This window comes from Faunimonas pinastri, assembly GCF_900110915.1.
GTDB classification, from domain to species: domain Bacteria; phylum Pseudomonadota; class Alphaproteobacteria; order Rhizobiales; family Afifellaceae; genus Faunimonas; species Faunimonas pinastri.
In genome coordinates this window covers 149,584-169,510 of the sequence record NZ_FOFG01000002.1, presented here as the reverse complement: position 1 = coordinate 169,510, position 19,927 = coordinate 149,584, and the positions used below count along the sequence as shown (strand labels likewise).

General features: G+C 65.2%; 22 protein-coding genes. 7 read left to right on the top strand and 15 right to left on the bottom strand.

The genetic code is table 11. The features are described from left to right. Positions 1 to 17: 17 nt before the first annotated feature. Entirely contained in the window at positions 18 to 692 is a 675-nt protein-coding gene (locus tag BMY25_RS20360; protein ID WP_177176693.1) for a hypothetical protein, read from the top strand. Between the two features lie 122 nt (positions 693 to 814). Here the strand turns inward: BMY25_RS20360 and BMY25_RS04070 are convergent, their stop codons facing one another. The 7 genes from BMY25_RS04070 to BMY25_RS20700 all read right to left on the bottom strand — a co-directional run bounded on the left by BMY25_RS04070 (position 815) and on the right by BMY25_RS20700 (position 7,124). Beyond that, a complete protein-coding gene (locus BMY25_RS04070; protein WP_092495340.1) occupies positions 815 to 1,354 on the bottom strand; it encodes a GNAT family N-acetyltransferase in 540 nt (179 codons plus the stop codon). Continuing rightward, entirely contained in the window at positions 1,351 to 2,196 is an 846-nt protein-coding gene (sseA, locus tag BMY25_RS04065; protein ID WP_092495339.1) for a 3-mercaptopyruvate sulfurtransferase, read from the bottom strand. Before sseA ends, BMY25_RS04070 begins: the two co-directional genes overlap by 4 nt. Further along, positions 2,193 to 2,945 carry an alanyl-tRNA editing protein gene (locus BMY25_RS04060; RefSeq protein ID WP_092495338.1) on the bottom strand — a complete coding sequence of 251 codons (753 nt, stop codon included), beginning with the start codon at positions 2,943 to 2,945 and terminating at the stop codon, positions 2,193 to 2,195. The genes sseA and BMY25_RS04060 overlap by 4 nt, the downstream gene beginning before the upstream one ends. A gap of 5 nt (positions 2,946 to 2,950) precedes the next feature. Then, positions 2,951 to 3,991, bottom strand: a complete 1,041-nt coding sequence (locus BMY25_RS04055) for a cysteine synthase A (RefSeq protein ID WP_092495337.1) — start codon at positions 3,989 to 3,991, stop codon at positions 2,951 to 2,953. A gap of 153 nt (positions 3,992 to 4,144) precedes the next feature. Beyond that, a complete protein-coding gene (locus BMY25_RS04050) occupies positions 4,145 to 5,632 on the bottom strand; it encodes a cryptochrome/photolyase family protein (protein WP_092495336.1) in 1,488 nt (495 codons plus the stop codon). A 49-nt stretch (positions 5,633 to 5,681) separates the two neighbouring features. Continuing rightward, positions 5,682 to 6,617 carry an HWE histidine kinase domain-containing protein gene (locus BMY25_RS04045; protein ID WP_177176692.1) on the bottom strand — a complete coding sequence of 312 codons (936 nt, stop codon included), beginning with the start codon at positions 6,615 to 6,617 and terminating at the stop codon, positions 5,682 to 5,684. A gap of 345 nt (positions 6,618 to 6,962) precedes the next feature. Next, positions 6,963 to 7,124, bottom strand: coding sequence for a hypothetical protein (locus BMY25_RS20700; protein ID WP_177176691.1), 162 nt, complete (start codon positions 7,122 to 7,124; stop codon positions 6,963 to 6,965). Positions 7,125 to 7,302: 178 nt separating this feature from the next. Between BMY25_RS20700 and BMY25_RS04035 the strand changes: the two genes are divergently transcribed. Then, positions 7,303 to 7,737 carry a DUF1489 family protein gene (locus BMY25_RS04035; RefSeq protein ID WP_092495333.1) on the top strand — a complete coding sequence of 145 codons (435 nt, stop codon included), beginning with the start codon at positions 7,303 to 7,305 and terminating at the stop codon, positions 7,735 to 7,737. A 71-nt stretch (positions 7,738 to 7,808) separates the two neighbouring features. On the opposite strand, the gene BMY25_RS04030 is transcribed toward BMY25_RS04035, so the two are convergent. Further along, complete coding sequence (locus tag BMY25_RS04030; protein ID WP_092495332.1) at positions 7,809 to 8,075, bottom strand: hypothetical protein; 267 nt, start codon at positions 8,073 to 8,075, stop codon at positions 7,809 to 7,811. A gap of 11 nt (positions 8,076 to 8,086) precedes the next feature. After that, entirely contained in the window at positions 8,087 to 9,526 is a 1,440-nt protein-coding gene (locus tag BMY25_RS04025; protein WP_143061867.1) for a D-alanyl-D-alanine carboxypeptidase, read from the bottom strand. Positions 9,527 to 9,929: 403 nt separating this feature from the next. Between BMY25_RS04025 and clpS the strand changes: the two genes are divergently transcribed. The 3 genes from clpS to BMY25_RS20695 all read left to right on the top strand — a co-directional run bounded on the left by clpS (position 9,930) and on the right by BMY25_RS20695 (position 13,222). Beyond that, positions 9,930 to 10,265, top strand: coding sequence for an ATP-dependent Clp protease adapter ClpS (gene clpS / locus BMY25_RS04020; RefSeq protein ID WP_092495330.1), 336 nt, complete (start codon positions 9,930 to 9,932; stop codon positions 10,263 to 10,265). Between the two features lie 17 nt (positions 10,266 to 10,282). After that, positions 10,283 to 12,688, top strand: a complete 2,406-nt coding sequence (gene clpA / locus BMY25_RS04015) for an ATP-dependent Clp protease ATP-binding subunit ClpA (protein WP_092495329.1) — start codon at positions 10,283 to 10,285, stop codon at positions 12,686 to 12,688. A 246-nt stretch (positions 12,689 to 12,934) separates the two neighbouring features. After that, positions 12,935 to 13,222 (top strand): hypothetical protein, encoded by a 288-nt coding sequence (locus BMY25_RS20695; RefSeq protein ID WP_177176690.1) that lies wholly within the window; start codon positions 12,935 to 12,937, stop codon positions 13,220 to 13,222. A 347-nt stretch (positions 13,223 to 13,569) separates the two neighbouring features. On the opposite strand, the gene BMY25_RS04010 is transcribed toward BMY25_RS20695, so the two are convergent. The 4 genes from BMY25_RS04010 to BMY25_RS03995 form a co-directional block, all read right to left on the bottom strand. After that, positions 13,570 to 14,001 (bottom strand): HIT family protein, encoded by a 432-nt coding sequence (locus tag BMY25_RS04010; protein WP_092495328.1) that lies wholly within the window; start codon positions 13,999 to 14,001, stop codon positions 13,570 to 13,572. A gap of 29 nt (positions 14,002 to 14,030) precedes the next feature. Further along, complete coding sequence (locus tag BMY25_RS04005; protein WP_238858149.1) at positions 14,031 to 15,296, bottom strand: GNAT family N-acetyltransferase; 1,266 nt, start codon at positions 15,294 to 15,296, stop codon at positions 14,031 to 14,033. Between the two features lie 119 nt (positions 15,297 to 15,415). After that, entirely contained in the window at positions 15,416 to 16,129 is a 714-nt protein-coding gene (locus BMY25_RS04000) for a glycerophosphodiester phosphodiesterase family protein (protein WP_092495326.1), read from the bottom strand. 3 nt (positions 16,130 to 16,132) lie between these two features. Then, the gene (locus BMY25_RS03995; RefSeq protein ID WP_092495325.1) at positions 16,133 to 16,591 is read right to left on the bottom strand and encodes a RidA family protein; all 459 of its coding nucleotides are present in this window, start codon (positions 16,589 to 16,591) and stop codon (positions 16,133 to 16,135) included. 137 nt (positions 16,592 to 16,728) lie between these two features. Here BMY25_RS03995 and BMY25_RS03990 point away from each other — a divergent pair, with 137 nt between their 5' ends. After that, on the top strand, positions 16,729 to 17,589 hold the full coding sequence (locus BMY25_RS03990; RefSeq protein WP_177176689.1) for an EipB family protein: 861 nt from the start codon (positions 16,729 to 16,731) through the stop codon (positions 17,587 to 17,589). A gap of 60 nt (positions 17,590 to 17,649) precedes the next feature. Here the strand turns inward: BMY25_RS03990 and BMY25_RS03985 are convergent, their stop codons facing one another. Continuing rightward, entirely contained in the window at positions 17,650 to 17,931 is a 282-nt protein-coding gene (locus tag BMY25_RS03985) for a hypothetical protein (protein WP_092495323.1), read from the bottom strand. Positions 17,932 to 18,012: 81 nt separating this feature from the next. Then, positions 18,013 to 19,344: a DNA polymerase IV gene (locus BMY25_RS03980; protein ID WP_428976938.1), complete on the bottom strand. Its 1,332-nt coding sequence runs from the start codon at positions 19,342 to 19,344 to the stop codon at positions 18,013 to 18,015. Positions 19,345 to 19,545: 201 nt separating this feature from the next. Between BMY25_RS03980 and BMY25_RS03975 the strand changes: the two genes are divergently transcribed. After that, positions 19,546 to 19,917, top strand: coding sequence for a response regulator (locus BMY25_RS03975; RefSeq protein ID WP_092495322.1), 372 nt, complete (start codon positions 19,546 to 19,548; stop codon positions 19,915 to 19,917). The last annotated feature ends 10 nt before the right edge of the window (positions 19,918 to 19,927 follow it).

Here is a 19,927-nt window from a genome sequence, read left to right as displayed (position 1 = left end):
CGATCCTGTCCCTTCGGTTGGTGCTTGCCGCGCGGCTGGTCCTTCTGGGCAGGCGTGGAGGACTGGTTCTGCTCGTCAGCGGGCGCGGCCTGCTGATGCTCGCGCGTCTGGGAAGCTGTATCGGGAGCCGACTTGGGCGCCGATTGGGGTGCGTTCTGCTCGCTGGGCGCGGGCGCCGCATTGTCCTTGCGGTTACGCTGCTGTCGCTCGTTCTTGTTCTGGCCCTGACCCTGAGTCGGGGATGCCTGTTCGCCACCCTGCTGCGGCTGGGCCTCGTTGGAGGGCTGCGCCTGCTGGTCGTGCTTACGTCGCTCGGGCTGGGCTTCGCCGCCACCTGCCGTTCCGCCCTGGTCGCCGGATCGCGCGCCCTGCTGGCCCGAGGTGCCGCCCTCGGGCTGATCACGCCGCTGATGACGGTTGTTCTGCTCTTCGCCTCCGTTTGCACCCTTGCCGCCAGCACCTTGGCCGCCAGCACCTTGACCGGCTTCACCCTGGCCAGCCGGATCCTGTCCGCGCTGCTGATCCTCGCCATGACGATGGCGCTTGCGCTGCTGATCTTGATCCTGATCGCCGCCCGTATCTGCCTGGGCTACAATGATCTTTCCGGCCGTGGTGGCGGTTGCCTGGCCGGCGTAAGCGACGCCTCCAAGAGCCAGCGGCAGCACGGTGCCGGCCAGCAGCAAAGAACGTAGACTCATATGCGATTTCTCTCCTGATGCGCCCTTGCTCAAGCAAGATGCGACTGCCCACCCATCAGGCAAACTGCAAAGCCGGACCTATGTTCCGCAGCCGACTTCGGGTGGGCGGGGAGAGATCAGCCCCGCTGGAAGCCGGGCGGCAGATGGAAGCTCCGCTCCTCGCGCCCGGTCGGCACAAAGCCCATCCGCTGGTAGGTGCCGAGCGCCGAGGGATGATCGAGCGTGCACGTGTTGACGGTGAGCCGCGCGATCTTGCGTGAGAATGCCGTGGAAACGGCCGTTCCAAGGAACCAGGGTCCGATCCGCCTGCCGATCCATTCCGGCATCAGGCCGAAATACACAATGTTGCAGCTGCCGTTTCGAAAGGCGAGCTCGAAGTAACCGGCCGGGCAGCCATTGGCGTAGAGCACATAGACTTCCGTCCCCTCGCGGCGCAGTTGCGCGCCCAGCATCTCGTCGCTGAGACGCAGCCGCTCGGCCCACAGCCATTCGCGACCGACCCGGTCGTAGAGGTAACGGTAGAAATGAACCGGGATCTGCTCCGCCTTCATCAGAGCCAACCGGATACCCGAAGGCATCGTCGGCAGCCGGGCAGGTGGCGCCGTCATCTCCAGATAGGTGATGACGGTGCTGACCAGCGAAGAGTCGTCGTTCATGGTTCGCCCGTCACCACGGGTGCACCGGCCTTGCCGCCCCATTCCGTCCACGAGCCGTCATAGAGACGCACGTCTTCCTTGCCGATCTGCGCCAGCGCCAGAGACAGGACGGCCGCCGTGACGCCCGAGCCGCAGCTGGTGACGACGGGCCGGGAAAGATCGACACCCGCCCCCTGGAAGCTGGCGCGGATCGCCTCGGGCGCGGCGAGCGTGCCCTCCGGCGTCACGAGCCGGTTGAAGGGAAGGTTGCGCGCGCCCGGCATGTGGCCGGATTTCAGCCCCGCGCGGGGCTCCGGAGTGGCTCCCGTGAAGCGATCGGCGGCGCGCGCATCGACGACCTGCGCGGCCCCGCTTTGCAGGATATCGAGCACGTTTTCGTAGTTCGCGACTGCCTCCCGGTCGAGTCGCGCATCGAATCGCGCGGGCACGGGGGAGGCCGGGCCTTGCTCCAGCGGCAGGCCGGCCTCGCGCCAGGCTGGCAGGCCGCCATCCAGCACCACCACATCGCGGGCACCGAAGACGCGGAAGGTCCACCAGGCGCGGGCGGCGGAGAACAAGCCTGCCCCGTCATAGACGACGACGCGGTCGTTCTCCGCGATGCCGAGCGCACCGGCGGTCGCCGCGAAGGTCGCCTCGTCCGGCAGCATGTGGGGCAGGGAGGAAGTCCCGTCGGATGTAGCGTCGATGTCGAAGAAGACCGCGCCCGGAATATGCGCCTGCTCGAACTCGGCCCGGGCGTTCCGATTCTGCGCCGGCATGTACCAGGAAGCATCCACGATGCGCAGACCGGCATCGCCCAGATGATCGGAAAGCCAGGCGGCGGAGACGGTCACGTTGTTCATGCTGTGGTTCCTTCCGGGGCGCCTTCTTCTGCGAAACGAACGCGAATGCGACGGTTCTGGCGGCCCTTCTTGTCTATCTTGGAGATCACGACTGGCCCGATCTCGCCGGTGGAGCGGACGTGCGTGCCGCCGCAGGGCTGGAGGTCGACGCCTTCGTCCGCGCCGATCGCGACCAGCCTGATCCGGCCGCTGCCCATCGGCGGCTTGACGCTCATGGTTCGCACCAGGGAGGGATTGGCTTCCAGCTCCTCGTCGCTGATCCAGCGCGTGGTCACGGGATGGTCCTCCGAGACGAGACGGTTCAGTGCGACCGTGAGAGCTTCGCGCTCCACCGCATCCGCATCGGAGATATCGAAGTCCAGCCGGCTTTCCTCGCTGCCGATCGAGCCGCCGGTGACGGGGAACGGGATCAGCGAGCAGAGGAGATGGAGCGCCGTGTGCATGCGCATGTGGCGGTGCCGCCGGTCCCAGTCCACTTCGGCGCGCACGACCGAGCCGACTTCCGGCAATTCCGCGCCCACCGGCAGCAGGTGGACGACGTCGCTTTTGTCTTCGCTGTAGACCGCGTTCTCGACGGGAAGAATCCCCTTGCCGAGCACGATCAGACGACCGCTGTCACCCGCCTGTCCGCCGGCATTGGCATAGAAGACGGTGCGGTCGAGCACGACCCGGTTGCCCTCGGCGGAGACGACGACCGCCTCGCAATCCTCCGCATAGGCATCGTCCCGGAAAAGAAGTTCGGTCGTCATCCGCGTCACTCCGCCGGCTCGAAGGGGATCTCGATGTCCGGCCGGCGATCGAGCCAGTCCGGCACGAGCAGGTCCTTGGATCGGAGGAACTCGGGATTGAAGAGCTTGGAGGCGTAGCGCGTGCCATAGTCGCAGAGGATGGTCACGATCGTGTGGCCGGGGCCGAGATCGCGCGCCATGCGGATCGCGCCGGCGACATTAACCCCGGTCGAGCCGCCGACCGACAGGCCTTCCTCGCGCAGCAGATCGAAGATCAGCGGGATCGACTCGCTGTCCGGGATCTCATAGGCGAGGTCGACCGGTGCGCCTTCGAGGTTCGCGGTGATGCGGCCCTGGCCGATGCCTTCCGTCACGGAGGAGCCCTCCGCCTTCAGGTTTCCATGGGCGTACCAGTTGTAGATCGCGGAGCCCGGCGGATCGGCCACGCCAATCTTGATCGCGGGATTCTGCCCCTTCAGATAGATCGCGTTGCCGGCCAGCGTCCCGCCGGTGCCCACCGAGCAGATGAAACCGTCGATCCTGCCGTCGGTCTGTTCCCAGATCTCCGGTCCGGTGGTCTCGATATGCGCTTCGCGGTTGGCGGTGTTGTCGAACTGGTTGGCCCAGATCGCGCCATTCGGATCCTTCGCCGCCAGATGGCGGGCGAGGCGCTCGGACACGCGCACGTAGTTGTTGGGATTCTTGTAGGGCACGGCCGGGACCTCGATGAGGTCGGCGCCGCCCAGCCGAAGCGCCTGCTTCTTCTCTTCGGACTGCGTGTCCGGCATGACGATGACGGAACGATAGCCGCGCGCCATCGCGACCAGCGTGATGCCGATGCCAGTGTTGCCGGCGGTGCCTTCCACGATGGTGCCGCCGGGCCGGAGCGAGCCGTCCCGTTCCGCCTGCCGCACGATCCAGAGCGCCGCACGATCCTTGACCGACTGACCGGGATTCAGGAACTCGGCCTTGCCGAGAATCTCGCAGCCCGTAAGTTCGGAGGCGCGGTTGAGGCGGATAAGGGGTGTGTTACCGATAGTGTCGAGAACTGAAGGTGCGACCTGCATGAGTCCGGGTCTGCTTTCCGGGTTATGACGAGCTTGTCGCAAGGCTAAGACGGTGGCCTGCCCGCGGCAAGGCATGCAGGCTCCAACAAGGCGTTATCTCCGGAACAACTTTCGCCTCAAGCCCGACGGAGCTCCGGGCCTGTTCCATTCCCCTCAGAGCGGCAGCGAATCGTCCGTCGCGGCAGCGCCTTCGGCCTCCGGGTCGACATTGCGCAGGGCATGGAAGGCGGAGAGGGCGCGATTGCGGGCAAGCTGGTGATCCACGATCGGGCGTGGATAGGTTTCCTTCAACACCACGCCCGCCGCCTTGAGGATGCGCTCCGGCGCGCGCCACGGCTCGTGGACGTAGCGACCGGGAAGCTCGGCCAGTTCCGGCACGAAGCGGCGGATATATTCGCCCTCCGGATCGAAGCGCTGCCCTTGGAGGACGGGATTGAAGATGCGGAAATAGGGTGCGGAATCGGCACCCGTCCCGGCCACCCACTGCCAGTTGAGGGCATTGTTGGCGGGATCGGAATCCACCAGCGTGTCCCAGAACCACTGCTCGCCGAGGCGCCAGTCGATCAGCAGGTGCTTGACCAGGAACGAGCCCACGATCAGCCGCAGGCGATTGTGCATCCAGCCGGTCTGCCAGAGCTCGCGCATGGCAGCGTCGACGATGGGATAGCCGGTCTGCCCCGTCTGCCAGGCCCTGAGCATGCCTTCCGAAGACATCCAGCCGAACTCGTCGAAACGGGTCTGGACGTTGCGGGTGGCGAGATCCGGATGCTGGTTGAGGAAGTGATAGGCGAATTCGCGCCAGCCGAGTTCGCCCAGGAACTTCGAGATGCTCGCCTGATGGGCCGCCAGTTCCGGATGGTCGAGCATCGCCCAGATCTGCCGCGGGCTGATCTCGCCGTGGCTGAGGTGGGGCGAAAGCCGCGCGGTGATGTCCGTCTGCGGCTCGTCGCGATGCGCGGCATAGCCGGAAAGCTTGTGATCGACGAACTCGTAAAGTCGCTCGTACGCGCCGCCTTCCCCGGGTGTCCAGGTCTCGCGCATCCCGCCCGCCCAGTCCGGCCGGGTGGGGAGCAGGCCCCAACGGTCGAGAGAGTCGCTCTCGATCGCCGGGCCGCTGTAGTAGGTGATCGCGGAGGGACGCGGCAGGGGGGCGTTCTGCAGGCCCCGGGCGAGGCATGCCCGCCAATAGGCCGTATAGACGCGGAAGGGACGCCCCTCCCGGGTCTTGATCTCCCAGGGCTCATTCAGCAGGTTCGCATTATAGGTGCGAACGGGAACGCCGGCCGATTTCAGCGCCTCCTCGTCGGCCGCTTGGCTGGCCGCCTCGTAGCGCCTGTTCCAGAAGACGGCGGCCGCGCCGGTCTGCCGGACGATCTCCGGCACCACGTCCGCCATGGCGCCGCGCCGCAGGATCAGCGTGCTGCCGAAATTCGCGAGATCGGCCGAAAGGGCCAACAGCGACTGGTGCAGCCACCAGCGCCATGCGGCACCTCTCGGGCGCAGGCCGCCGCTTTCCTCGTCCAGCACGAAGACCGGAATGACCGGCGCGTTGGTGCTGGTGGCGACATGAAGGGCAGGGTTGTCACCCAGGCGCAGATCATCCCGAAAGAGGACGATCACCGGGGCATTCAGATCGGGCATCGACGGGTCCGGACGGAGTTAACTGGCGCGTCCGGCCTCCGGGCCGGCATCACAGGGGCAATTCGATCGTGACCTTCAGGCCGTCCCGCTCCATCTCTCGCTCAAGCCGGCCATGCAACTGGCGCTCGACCACCTGCGCGATCATGCGGTTTCCGAATCCCTCCGGTCCTCTTTCGGAGGGTAGCGTACCGCTCTCCTTCCAGACAAGCCGAAGAAGCGGTTTCGGCTCGCTGTCAGCGGATGACGTAGCGTCGCGGTCTGCATTCTCGGCCAGAACCACGTCCGTGGTCACGGCGAGCGTGCCGCGGCCGGAGGTGAAGCAGCCATGGTCGGCGGCGTTGGTGGAGAGTTCGTGCAGCGCCATGCTGAAATGAAACGACGGCTCCGGATCGAGCCGCGCGTCCGGGCCGGTGATCGCGACACGATCGCTGTGACCGGAAAGGGCAGCGGCGACGAGTTCGTGGACCGACTTCGTGCCATGCGCGCTATGGGCCTTGGAAACGGCGTTGATGCGGTCGCCGAATTTACGGGAAAGCTCCTCGATGCTCGTGGCGCCGTGAGCCGTTTGCCTGAAGATCGCGAGCACCATCGAGAAGAGATTGCCCATCCGGTGCGACTCTTCATGGCGAACGGCCGCTATCCGGTCGGTTTCCTCTTTCACGCCGTCGGTGATTTCGAGACAGAGGCCCCGCAGCCGTCCATCGCCGGTGCCGCCGCCGCGCAGTTCCCACCAGCGAAGATCGAGCGGGGCATCCTCCTCTTCGGATGCGATGGTGCCGGGCTCGCGCGAGAGCGAAAAGCGCAGCCGGACCGAACGCCCGGCCGCAGCCGCTTCGGTCAGTTCGGCACGCAGGCGCGCCCCGTCCTTGCTGTCGAGCGCCGAAAGGAGATCGGTCGCCTGCTCGACCGGGATGTCGACAAGCGCGGACAGCTCGGGAGAAAGCGGGATGGTGCCGGTCGCGGTATCGAAGTTCCAGGACGCCATGCCGGCCTCTTCGACGAGCCGTTGCGACCGGTCCGCGACACCTGTCTCCGCCTCAAACTCTCGACTGTTCTGGAGTGCCATGAACCCGCCTGGATCAACCTCATCCAAGGATAAGGGCGCGGGCCTTCCGGAGCAACCGGTCCCACATCACCGCGAGGTGGAAAGGGGCGGGGCGATCCCTGAGAATCGCCCCACTGGAGGAGGAGGGATGCAAATCCGTTTCCGGCTTCGCACTCTCAAGATGCGGAAAAATCCCTCTTTCCACAATCGCCCGACGCGGTTGGAAACGATCAAGTTTCCGTGTTGTCGTAAGGTTGGGTGACCATTCTGATCAGAATGAAATGTTTAATGCTGAAGAAGGATGGCGAGCGCCGTGACGATGGCCATGCTCATGCTGCAGGTGGCAATCGCGAGCGCGAAGACCGCGCGACCGGTACGCCGGATTTCCGGGTTCGTAGACGGAGGCTGCCTTGTCATGAGGGCCGGGGTGATCTCTGCTGCGTTCATGGGGCTTGTGTCCGCTTCCCCGCCTTCGGATGCAATCGTATCCGGTCAGGCTGCCTAAGCGGAGCTTTCCCTATTAACAGTCAATTTTAGCCTTTAACCCTGTCGTTCGCGCCTCCGGAACGCAGATGCCCGCACGGGAGCGTTGTGATGCCGCGACGCAGGTCTTAAGAGCCGCGTCATGCTTCATCTTCTGAAACTCTGCGTCGGCGTCGATGCTGTGGAGGATCTCCAGTTCTGGATCGCGGAGCGGCTTGCCGCCCAGAAACGGGCGGGCGAAGTGCCCGAGCAGTTCCATACGACGCGGATGGTGCCGAAGCAGGTTTCCGACCTGCTGGACGGCGGCTCGCTCTATTGGGTGATCCGCGGCAACGTGCAGGTACGCCAACAGATCCTCGACGTCAGGCCGTTCCGCGACACGGATGGAGTATCCCGCTGTCGCCTCGTGCTGAAGCCGGAACTGGTGGCGACGGAATGGCAGCCGCGCCGTGCGTTCCAGGGCTGGCGTTATCTGAAGCCGGAGGAGGCGCCACTCGATGTCGGCGCTATGGGCGAGGGCGGCTCGGCCCTGCCGGCGGAGCTTCGCCGGCAACTCGCGGATCTGGGCCTACTCTGAGGCAGGAGAACTGACTGGCAACGCGCCAGTGCGGGAGAAAGACCGGCGGCTCGCCGCCGGTCACGATTGTTCTAGAGATCGAAAAGGATCTGCAGCGCCGGGGCGCCTTCGGGAGTGCGCACCTCAAGCGAGATCTGCGCGGCCGGCAGGGCCCGGCGGCGGGCGCGCGTCGCATGGACACGGACATAGCCGATCAGTTCGCGCGCGGTCAGGCGGAGGCCGGCGAGGCGGAAATCCGCGGAAAGGGTGCGACCCTTGGGAGCTCGTGCCCCGGCAGCGTCATCGGACGCGTATTCGATCGCCGGGGAGAAGCCGAAAGTCTGAGAGTCCGTCAGCATCGTTCGCCCCCTCAGTCGGCCACGGCAAGGCAGCTGATCTTCTTGGACTTGAGCGAATCGCAGGCGTCGCGAGCCGCATCCTTGTCCTTGAAGCCTGCGAACCGGGCCCGATAGACCTTCACGCCGCGCACATTGATCGGCTGGGTGAAGGAATCGGCGCTGGCAAGGGCGCGGCCGCCGACGGACTTGGCGCTGTCGATCAGACCATGCGCGCCTTCCTCGGAATGCGAGGTGCCGATCTGCACGTACCAGCCGCGCGGCACGCTGGCGGCGCCCTCGCGGCTCGCCTTGGCCTTCAGCTCGGCATAGGAGCGCGTCTTCTTCTCAGAGCCGGCGCTGGCCTTGTCGCGAGCGAGCTCGGCGAGGCGGCGGATCGGGTCTTCTTCATGCGCATCCGAGTTGGCATAGGCGAGCTCGGCGACGGCAGTCGCCTCGCTGATGCGGGCGGCGATCGGGTCGGCGCTGGCCTTCAGGCGCGGCTTCGGCGCGGAAGCGACGGCGACCGGAGCGGCATCCTCGACGGTGAGGGAGGCGACCTTCGGCTGGGCCGCGACATCGTCCTCGGCCTGGGCCGAAGCGAGGATGGGGCGGAGCTTCGGCTGCGGCGCGCTCGCACCGGTGTCGATGCGGGCCATCACGACCGGATCGGACGTGGTGCCGGCGGGCGTCGCCTGCGGCAGGTAGCGGCGGACGAGCTCTCGCATCTTGGCATCGCGCGAGCCCCACGTGGCGCCGCCCATGACCACGGCGATGATATGCCGGTTGCCGGAGCGGGCCGAGGTCACGAGATTGTAGCCGGATGCGTTGGTATAGCCGGTCTTGATGCCGTCCACGCCCGCGACGCTGCCCGGACCCTTGAGGCTGCCGAGCAGGTGGTCGGTGTTGCGGTAGGTTCGGCTGCCCCAGGTGAAGGTCGGGGTGTTGAAGAACGCGAAATAGCGCGGGAAGCGATCGTTCAGCGCGCGGCCGAGGCGGCTCAGGTCATGCGCCGTCGTGTGCTGGCGCATGTCGGGCAGGCCGTTCGGATTGTAGAAGACCGTGTTGGTCATGCCGAGCGCGCGGGCGGTGCGCGTCATGCGGGCCGCAAAGGCGGAAGCGGAGCCCTCGATGTTTTCAGCGATGACCACGGCGGCGTCGTTGGCGGAATGGACGCAGATCCCCTTGATCGCATCTTCCACGCGGACGGTCTGGCCGGGGCGCAGGCCCAGCTTGGTCGGCGACTGAGAGGCCGCGTAGGCGGAAACCTTGAGCTGGCTGTCCAGGCTGAGATGACCGGCCTGCAGTTCCTCGAAGAGGATGTAGAGGGTCATCATCTTGGTCAGCGACGCGGGATAGCGCGCTTCGTCGCCATGGCTTTCGTAAAGGGTCTCGCCGGTCTTGGCGTCGACCACATAGGCCGCTTCCTTGGTCGCGGCGAAGGCCTGCTGAACGGGAAGGCCTCCGAGGGCCACGAGAGCCGCCGCGAAAAGGACCTTGCCGAAACCCTTCGTTGAGGAACCGGGTGTACGCAACGCGTTACCTCTTTTCACGACAAACTCCCAAGGTCGAGCCGGCAAAACCAGTCGGGCCGCTGATGCGCGACGGCCACTTGGCGTCAGCTAACAAGATCGTCGTTACCATTCGGTAAAGGTACGCCTACCTTTTGAAGACGGCGGCGGCAAGGTAAACGAAAGGATACCGGACGGCCGCTGCGCGAGCGGGTTCAAGGATGGGATCGCCTTCCCGCGAAATTCGATTATCCTGAGCATCAGAGACGAGCGGCAAATCGTCCGGCATCAGCCCTGACAATCCCGCGCGGCGTACCTACATAACGAACAGCCCGGATCCTCCCACCGGGCATCTGACGGAAGCGGCATGGCAAAGGACACCCGGAAAAGCGACCCCAATGGTGGCGATAGCGGAACCGCGGTCGTCACCAAGACAAGGACCGCCACAAAGCGGCCAAACATGTATCGCGTCCTTATCCTCAACGACGATTACACGCCGATGGAATTCGTCGTGCACGTCCTGATGAGGTTCTTCCAGAAGAGCCAGGAGGATGCGACCCGGATCATGCTTCACGTGCATACGAACGGTGTGGGTGAGTGCGGCGTCTACACGTACGAGGTTGCCGAGACCAAGGTGACCCAGGTGATGGATGCCGCCCGCAAGCATCAACATCCGCTGCAATGCGTGATGGAAAAGAAATAATCAGAGAGGTACCCCCAGTGCCATCATTCTCACGCTCTCTGGAACTGGTGCTTCACAAAGCCCTCGGTTTCGCCAATGAACGCGATCAGGAATTCGCGACCCTGGAGCATCTGCTCCTGGCCCTGATCGACGACAAGGATGCGGCCTCCGTCATGCGGGCCTGCAATGTCGATATGGATCGGCTGCGCTCCGACGTGACGGAATATGTCGACACCGAGCTCGGCAATCTCGTCGGCACCGACGGAGAGGACGCCAAGCCGACGGCCGGCTTCCAGCGCGTCATCCAGCGCGCCGTGATCCACGTCCAGTCGTCCGGTCGCGAGGAAGTGACGGGGGCGAATGTCCTCGTCGCGATTTTCGCGGAACGGGAAAGCCATGCGGCCTATTTCCTGCAGGAGCAGGACATGACCCGCTATGACGCGATAAATTATATTTCGCATGGCATTGCCAAGCGGCCCGGAGCCGAGGAAGCTCGTCCGGTTCGCGGCTCTCGCGAGGACGGACACGAGTCTGAAGACGGGGAAGAGTCCTCGCGGAAGGAGAGTGCTCTGGACGCCTGGTGCATCAATCTGAATGCGAAGGCCAAGGCCGGCAAGATCGATCCCCTGATCGGCCGCGACGCGGAGTTGCGCCGCACGATCCAGGTGCTTTGCCGTCGCTCCAAGAACAACCCGCTCTATGTCGGCGATCCCGGCGTAGGCAAGACCGCCATCGCCGAGGGATTGGCCAAGCGCATCGTGGACGGCGAAGTGCCGGACGTGCTGCACGACGCCACGATCTTCTCGCTCGACATGGGCGCGCTGCTCGCCGGCACCCGCTATCGGGGCGACTTCGAGGAACGCCTGAAGCAGGTGATGAAGGAGATCGAGGCCCATGAGGGCGCGATCATGTTCATCGACGAGATCCATACCATCATCGGCGCGGGCGCGACCTCCGGCGGCGCGATGGATGCGTCGAACCTGTTGAAGCCGGCACTCGCGGCCGGTTCCCTGCGCTGCATCGGCTCGACCACGTACAAGGAATATCGCCAGTTCTTCGAGAAGGACCGGGCACTCGTCCGTCGCTTCCAGAAGATCGACGTGAACGAGCCTTCGGTGCCGGATGCTATCGAGATCCTCAAGGGGCTGAAGCCGTATTTCGAGGATCACCACAAGGTCCGCTACACCAACGACGCCATCAAGTCGGCGGTGGAGCTTTCGGCCCGCTACATCAACGACCGCAAGCTGCCGGACAAGGCGATCGACGTGATCGACGAGACCGGCGCGTCGCAGAAGCTCCTGCCGGAGAACCAGCGCAAGAAGACGATCGGCGTGAAGGACATCGAGGCGACCATCGCCACCATGGCCCGCATCCCGCCGAAGTCCGTGTCCAAGGACGATGCGGAGGTGCTGGCGCATCTCCAGTCGAACCTGAAGCGCGTCGTCTTTGGTCAGGATCGCGCGATCGAGGCGTTGTCCTCGGCGATCAAGCTCGCCCGCGCCGGCCTGCGCGAACCGGAAAAGCCGATCGGCAACTATCTGTTCTCCGGTCCCACGGGCGTCGGCAAGACGGAAGTGTCGCGCCAGCTCGCCGACATTCTCGGCGTGCCGCTGCTTCGCTTCGACATGTCGGAATACATGGAACGGCACACGATCTCGCGGCTGATCGGCGCCCCTCCGGGCTATGTCGGCTTCGATCAGGGCGGCCTGCTCACCGATGGCGTGGACCAGCACCCGCATTGCGTGCTGCTGCTCGACGAGATCGAGAAGGCCCATCCGGACCTCTTCAACATCCTGTTGCAGGTCATGGATCACGGCAAGCTCACCGACCACAACGGCAAGCAGATCGACTTCCGCAACGTCGTGCTGATCATGACGACAAATGCGGGCGCGGCGGAGATGGCGCGTTCCGCCATCGGCTTCGGCCACAGCCGGCGCAGCGGCGAGGACGAGGAGGCGATCAACCGCCTGTTCTCGCCCGAGTTCCGCAACCGTCTGGACGCGGTCATTCCCTTCGGCCCGCTGCCGCAGGAAGTGGTCAATCAGGTCGTCGCCAAGTTCGTGTTGCAGTTGGAAGCCCAGCTCGCCGACCGTGGGGTCACCTTCGAACTGGACGAGGCGGCAACGAACTGGCTCGCCACGCGCGGCTACGACGAGCGCATGGGCGCCCGTCCGCTGGGCCGCGTGATCCAGGACGTCATCAAGAAGCCGCTCGCCGAGGAACTGCTCTTCGGCAAGCTGCAGAAGGGCGGCATCGTCAAGGTCAGCGTCGAGGACGATCCTGAAGGCGGCACCCGCCTGAAGCTGGACTCGATCCCGGACGAGAACGCGAACGCCAAGCCGGCTCCGGGCTCTAGCCGCCGCAAGGCAGCCGCGAAGGTCGAGGCCAACGAAGGCGACGGTGACGCGGACGATGCCGAGGATCGTGTGCCTGTCGACGCCTGATCGGCGACTGACCGGGGTTGTCCAGACAATCCCGAGGTTCTGAAACAAGAAAAGCCGGTGGCGCTATCGCCACCGGCTTTTCTTTTTGGAGGACCACTTTGGGGCATGAAACGGATGCCGCCTATCGCTGGCCCGGCATGCGGCGGCGGGGTGGCACCTCCTGCCAGTACTCAAGATCCTGCAGGTCGGACTGATCGTCCTCGGCTTCGTGCTGCTGCTGCCGTGGCTGGTCGGCATCTGTTCCGCATGGCTCCTGCCGAATTCGGGGCAGCAGAGATGGAAGGAGGCTCTTGGCCATGCGGGGATGCCCCGTCAGCAGGCCTTGCACTCTGGTCCTTCCTGCCGCCGGTTCGCTGGATCGTGTCGCGGTTGGCGGTTTCGATCGTTGCGGTGAGTCTGCTCACGCTCGGCAACTATGTGGGCGAAGGTGTGCTGGGCAAAACGGAAAAGATGAGTGAGCTTCGTCTTGCCGACCGGCGCATCGTGATGCCGGGCAGAGATCCGGGGTCAACCGAGGCCATCTACAGTCTGTGAGAACGGTCCAATGAAGCCGACCAGACCTGGAGCAGGACCCGACATCATCGCCTGTTCGGAGGATTTCTCCTGGACGTGGAACCCGGCTCTCATGGCCACGCCGGATCTTGAGATCTTCATGATCCGCCGCGGCGGATCTGGACGGACTGCTTCCCGAGCGCGTCCTGTCGCCCTTGCATCCGATATGAGCAGCCGTCGGATGAGGGCCGGATGCATGGACCAGCCGCTCGGACTTGATCCAGACGGCCACGGGCGTCTCACCGGGGTTGGTTGAGAAGCGCCAGCCGTGGCGGAGCGCTTCCTCGACAGCCCGATAGCAGCCGTTCGGTGCCTGCGGTCGCCGCGGCTCAGTTGCCCAGCGCGGCGATGATCTTGTCGGCCTGCACCTGAAGTGCGTCGCTGTCCGCCATGCCGCCCGTATGGGGCTTCAGCGGGATACCCTCGAAGCGGGGGATGACGTGGACATGGGTGTGGAAGACGGTTTGCCCGCCCGCCGGCTCGCCATAATGGATCACGTTGACACCCTCGGCGTCGAAGGCCTTCACCACGGCGCGCGCGATCTTCTGCACGGTCTCCGAGACATGCAGGAGATCGTGCGTCGAGATGTCCAGGATGTTGCGCGACGCCGCCTTGGGAAGCACCAGCACGTGGCCTTCGGCCTGCGGCATCACATCCATGAAAGCGATCGTATGCTCGTCGTCATAGACCTTGATGGACGGGATTTCTCCGCGAAGAATCTTCGCGAAGATGTTCTGGTCATCGTAAGCCGGCGCGGTCATCGTGTTCTCCAGAGCGTCGCGTCTCTGTCTCAGGCGGGCTCGTCGTCGTCAAGTCGGCCGGCATCATCCGGGTAGGCCGGCGTCCCGCCTTCGTTCGGCTTGCGGAAGGGCGCGTGTTCGGCAAGGAGCTGTCGCTCCTCCTCCATATGGACGCGCTCGCGCGTGAGATACTGGTCGATGGCCTCCCGGAAGCCCGCATTGGCGATGTAGTGCGCCGAATAAGTGGCCACAGGCACGTAGCCGCGCGCCAGCTTGTGCTCGCCCTGCGCCCCGGCTTCCACGCGCTTCAGCCCGTTCGCCAGCGCATAGTCGATCGCCTGGTAGTAGCAGACCTCGAAATGCAGGAAGGGGTGGTGCTCGGTACAGCCCCAGTAGCGACCGTAGAGCGTGTCGGAGCCGATGAGATTCAGCGCACCCGCGATATAGCGACCCTCCCGCCTTGCGAGGATCAGCAGAACCCGGTCTGCCATGCGCTCGCCCAAGAGCGAGAAGAAGCGGCGGTTGAGGTAGGGGCGACCCCATTTGCGCGAGCCGGTGTCGGTGTAGAAGCGGAAGAACGCGTCCCAATGGGCTTCGGTCAGATCGGCGCCGGTCACCCACTCCACCTCGATGCCGTCGGCCAGCGCATCGCGGCGTTCCTTCCTCAACCCCTTGCGCTTGCGTGAAGCGAGCGCTTCCAGAAAGCCTTCGAAATTGCCGTAGCCGTCGTCGGTCCAGTGGAACTGCTGGTCCGTGCGCTGGAGGAAGCCGAGGTCGCCGGCGAAGCTCCATTCGCCTTCCGGCATGAAGGTGAGGTGGGCGGAGGACGCGCCGTACCGGTCGCAAAGCTGGACGAGGGCGGAAGCGAGCCCGGCGCGCCGCTGGCCGGGATTGCCGCCCGGCGCGATCAGGAACTTCCGGCCCGTCACCGGGGTGAAGGGAACGCTGACCTGCAGCTTCGGATAATACTCGCCGCCCGCACGCTCGAAGGCGTCGGCCCATCCCCAGTCGAAGACATATTCGCCCTGGCTGTGCGATTTCACGTAGCAGGGCATGACGCCAACGACGTTCTCCGCCCCGTCCTCCATCACCAGATGGCTCGGCTGCCAGCCGGTCCGGGCGCTCACGCAGCCGGCTTCTTCCAGTGCTTGCAGGAAGTCCCAGGAGAGAAAGGGATTGTACGCGTCGCGCTCGCCGTCGCCCGAACCGCTGCCATCGGGGCGGCCCTCGCTTGTCCAGCCCGGATTGGCGCAGGCGTCCCAGACGGCTCGGTCGAGGTCGGAAAGGTCGGAAAGAACGCTAACGGTGACTGGCACGCCGGCCGGCTTTTGATCGGTCATGCCCACAAGTTAGGCCGGCCGGCCGGACGCGCAATGGGGCGGGCGCGGGCATCTCGCCTCAGGCGGCAGGCCCGCGCCGTCTTTCGCCCCCGCGCTCAGGCGTAGAAGCCCTCGAAGGTGATCTGGTCGGCCCAGAACTTCGCCTTGCGCCGCTGTTGCGCATTGCGCACCGTCCAGCAGATCACCGGCATGCCGAAGAAGGTGCGCATCAGGAAGGGCGCCCAGTGCGGCAGGTCGTCGACGGAATAGGAGACGAAATCGAGCTTCAGGCGGCGGATCGTCTTCAGCTGCTCCTTCACCGTTCCGGCGCCGCCCTCGGCGGTCAGCCCGCGCGCCAGATCGGGAAGCAGGACGGTCACATCGGCCAGAAGGCCGGCATCGAAGGACATCACCGCGACATCGCCGCGATAGGATTTCAGGAGATCCACGACCGCGGGGGCAAGCCCGGTATCCCGGCCGGGGATCGATTTCAGCTCGATCACCAGCGGCACCCGGCCGGCGACCAGCGAAAGCAGCTGAGCCAGCGTCGGAATGCGCTCGCGCGTGCCGGCGATCGCAAGTTCCGCCAACTCGGTCGAGGTCAGGTCCCGAACATGGCCGGTGCCTTCCGTGAGGCGCTCCAGTTCGTCGTCGTGAAAGACGACCGGAACACCATCGGCGGCGAGATGCACGTCGCACTCGATGGCATAACCAGCCTCGACCGCCGCCTCGAAGGCGGCAAGGCTGTTTTCCGGCCGGCCCTGTTCCAGAGCGTGGAGGCCGCGATGGGCGAGCGGCCGTTCAACCAGCCAGGGGAGCTTCGTGGCCAAGGCTCAACCGATCGCGATGATGGCTTCGACCTCGACGGCCGCATCCAGTGGCAACGCCGCCATGCCGACCGCCGCGCGCGCATGGCGACCGCGTTCGCCCAGCACTTCGACCAGGAGGTTTGAGGCGCCGTTCACCACCAGATGCTGCTCGACGAAATCGGGCGTGGACGCCACGAAGCCGGTGATCTTCACGACCTGGCGGATGCGCTCGAGATCGCCGCCCAGCGCGTTGCGCGCCTGAGCCAGGATGTTGATCGTGCAAAGGCGCGCCGCTTCCTGGCCGGCCGCGACATCGTGGGTCGCGCCAAGCTTGCCGCGCGTCAGTTCGCCCGCGGCATTGGTCGGCAGCTGCCCGGAGATATAGAGGAGATCGCCGTGGATCGCATAGGGCAGGTAGTTCGCGGCCGGGGCGGAAGCCTGGGGAAGCGTGATGCCGAGTTCGCGCAATCGCTGGTCGATCATGATTCTGTCTCCGTGCCCTTGTCCGCTAGCGCGGGGACACATGGCGCAGAAAGCCGCGCGCTTCAATGGCCTTGGGTCAAGTTTGCGCTATGCTCCGCGCCGTGCTTTCGCCGCAGTCCGGGACTCAAACTCAGCCCATGACACCTCCTTATCGCCTTTCGCTTCCCCTCGTCGCAACTTTCATCCTGACCGGCACCGCTTTCGCGCAGGCCGTGCCCGGGCCGGGGGTGAAGCCGACGACCATTCCGGTCCCACACCGGGCGACCTACAAGATCGACCTCGCCCATGTGGCGCCCAATGCGGGCGTCACCGGTGCGTCGGGCGAGATGGTGTACGAGGTGAAGGGCAGCTCATGCGCCGGTTTCACCACCACGCAGCGTCTCGTGGTCCAGATCGGCCGCTCCGAGCAGGACGATCGCAAGCTCGACTTCCAGGCGACCAGCTTCGAACCCGGCAACGGCGCGACCTACCGCTTTTCCTCGCGCACGCTGGTCGACGACCAGCCGACCGACAGTCTCAAGGGCTTTGCGGAGAAGACGCCGGACGGGCTCTCCATCGAGCTGGAGGAGCCGGAGGCAAAGCAGATCAACGTGAGCGACAAGGTTATCTTCCCCGGCCAGCATCTGCAGTCGATCGTCGACGCCGCCAAAGCCGGGCAGAAGTTCTTTTCCACCCATACCTATGAAGGGTCGGGGACGGGGACCGCGCCCGACACCGCCTCGGCCGTGATCGGCGCCTCGCGGGTGGGGCAGGACGACGACATGACCAAGGGGCTCCGCTTCTGGCCCGTGTCCGTCGCCTATTTCGACCACGACAAGGCGAAGACGACCGACGACAAGACCAAGCTGCCGGGCGAGCAGACACCCAGCTACCAGACGAGCTTCAAGCTCTATGAGAATGGCGTGAGCAAGGATCTGATCCTGGATTACGGAGACTATTCTCTCTCCGGCAAGCTGGAAAAGCTGGAGGCGCTCCCGCCCGCCGCCTGCAACCACTAGGGGAATATATTCACAACCTCCGATTGACAACGGCGTCCTCTCCAATCACCCTGCGTTCATTCAGGGAATGGCGAGGACGCGATGGACGTCGATATGCCGGGCGCTCCCGCCCGTGTTCTTCATGCAGAACTTGTTGAAGACAAACAGGGAACGAGGCTGCGTCTCCGGGTGGAAAGCGCGCAGCGCGGCGACTGTCTCGCGGCCGATCTGTCCGTTGCCGACGAAGCTCGCGATCGCTTTCGCCGCTATGCCGGCGCCATAAATGCCGTGAATGCGGACGGCAACCCACAGGCGAATGTCGTCTCTGTGGAAGCGCGGGTGGCTGCGGCCCAGGCGGCGCATCCGGATCCCGTCATGGCGGCGCGGGCGAGGCTCCTCGGCGACGAATACTAGCGTCCGGTTCGGGCGGGCGTTCGGAAAAGGTTATCCGCCTCGCGGGCGATCGGTCTTGCGGGCGGGCAGGGTGAGGCCGAGCCGGATCCCGTCCGTGCCGAAGCGGCCGCGCACCCTATCCATCGCGGCTTCGATCCTGGCCCGCTGCTCGGCGCCCGGGTCGAGGAGGTCCACGGGATCGGCGTTATCGGCCGAGGTGAGATGACTGACGCCGATCCCGATCAGCCGGAAGCGCTCGCGCGGATCGGCGATCTCCGGCATCAGCAGGTCGCGGCCCAGCCGAAAGATCCGGTCGGCGAGCTGGGTGGGTTCACCAAGTTGCGCGCTTCGGGTGCGAAGGCGGAAATCCGACGATTTCAGCTTCAGTGTCACGGTGCGGCCTGCCAGTTCCTGCTGCTTCAGCCGGCCGGACACCTTCTCCGCCAGCCCACGCAGCACCGGCAGAAGCTCGCCGGCTTCGATACGGTCATCCTCGAAGGTCGTCTCGGCGGAGATGCTCTTCGCCTCCCGGTCCGGCGTGATGCTGCGGACATCCTCGCCTCGCGACAGCCGGGCAAGCCTCAGCCCCATCGCGCCATAGCGCTTCGCCAGCAGCGATTCGTCCATCACCTGAAGCTGTCCGATGCGCGTGATTCCGTCGCTCGCCAGTCGCTTCTGGCTGGCCGCGCCGACGCCCCAGATCAGCGAAACCGGCTTCTCCGCGAGAAATGTCTTCGTCTCCGCCCGGCCGATCACCGCGAACCCGCGGGGCTTGTCCAGGTCTGAAGCAATCTTGGCGAGAAACTTGTTATGGCTGAGCCCGACGGAAACAGTGATCCCGATCTCCGCCTCGATCCGTTTCTGCAAGCGGGCGAGCACTTCCGCCGCGCTCGCCTTGTGCAGGCGCTCCGTGCCGGTGAGATCCAGAAACGCCTCGTCGATGGAAAGCGGCTCGACCGCCGGCGTCAGCTCCAGCATGAGGCGGCGAACCTCGCGCGAGACGGCAACATATTTCGCCATGTCCGGCCTGATCACCACGGCCTGCGGGCACGCCTGAAGCGCCTTGAACATCGGCATGGCCGAGTGCACGCCGAAGGTGCGGGCGTTGTAGCAGGCCGTCGATACCACGCCGCGCCTGCCGCCGCCGATGATCAGCGGCTTGTCGTGCAGCGAGGGATCGTCGCGCTTCTCCACGGAGGCATAGAAGGCGTCGCAGTCGATATGCGCGATGGTGAGCGAGAACAGTTCTTCGTGCCGCACGATTCGCGGGCTGCCGCAGGCCGGGCAGCGATACGTCGCGCCTTCGGAGCGGCGCAGGCAGGAGCGGCAGAGGAGGGCGGTCCCGGCCATCAGCAGCAATGCCAATCCGTCGCCGCGCCGCATCTGCCGGCGGCTTTCCGGGCACCGGGCGCGACGAGTCGGCGCATCGAACCCAGGCGAAACCCGAATTTTCCGGATACGCGCCGGATACGGCCGTTCCAGGCACAGGCCATTTGCCATTCCTTAAGTGAGATGGTTCAATTTACCATTGCGCGGAAACGTTTGCATCGACCTTGATCGCCAGGCCGCGAAGGAAGCAATCGGATGCCGAAGACGGTCATGATCGTCGAAGACAATGAGCTCAACATGAAGCTCTTCAACGATCTGCTGCGCGCGCACGGCTATGACACCATGCCCATGCGCAACGGCCATGAGGCCCTTGAAGCTCTTGAAACGCGACATCCGGATCTGATCATCATGGATATCCAGCTGCCGGAGATCTCCGGGCTGGAAGTGACGCGCCGTATCAAGGCGAACGAAACCATCCGCCACATTCCGGTGATCGCCGTCACCGCCTTCGCGATGAAGGGCGACGAGGAGCGGATCCGGCAGGGCGGCTGCGAGGGTTATCTCTCCAAGCCGATCTCGGTTGCCACTTTCATCGAGACGGTGAAAACCTTTGTGGGTGCGCCCTGACATGGCGAGA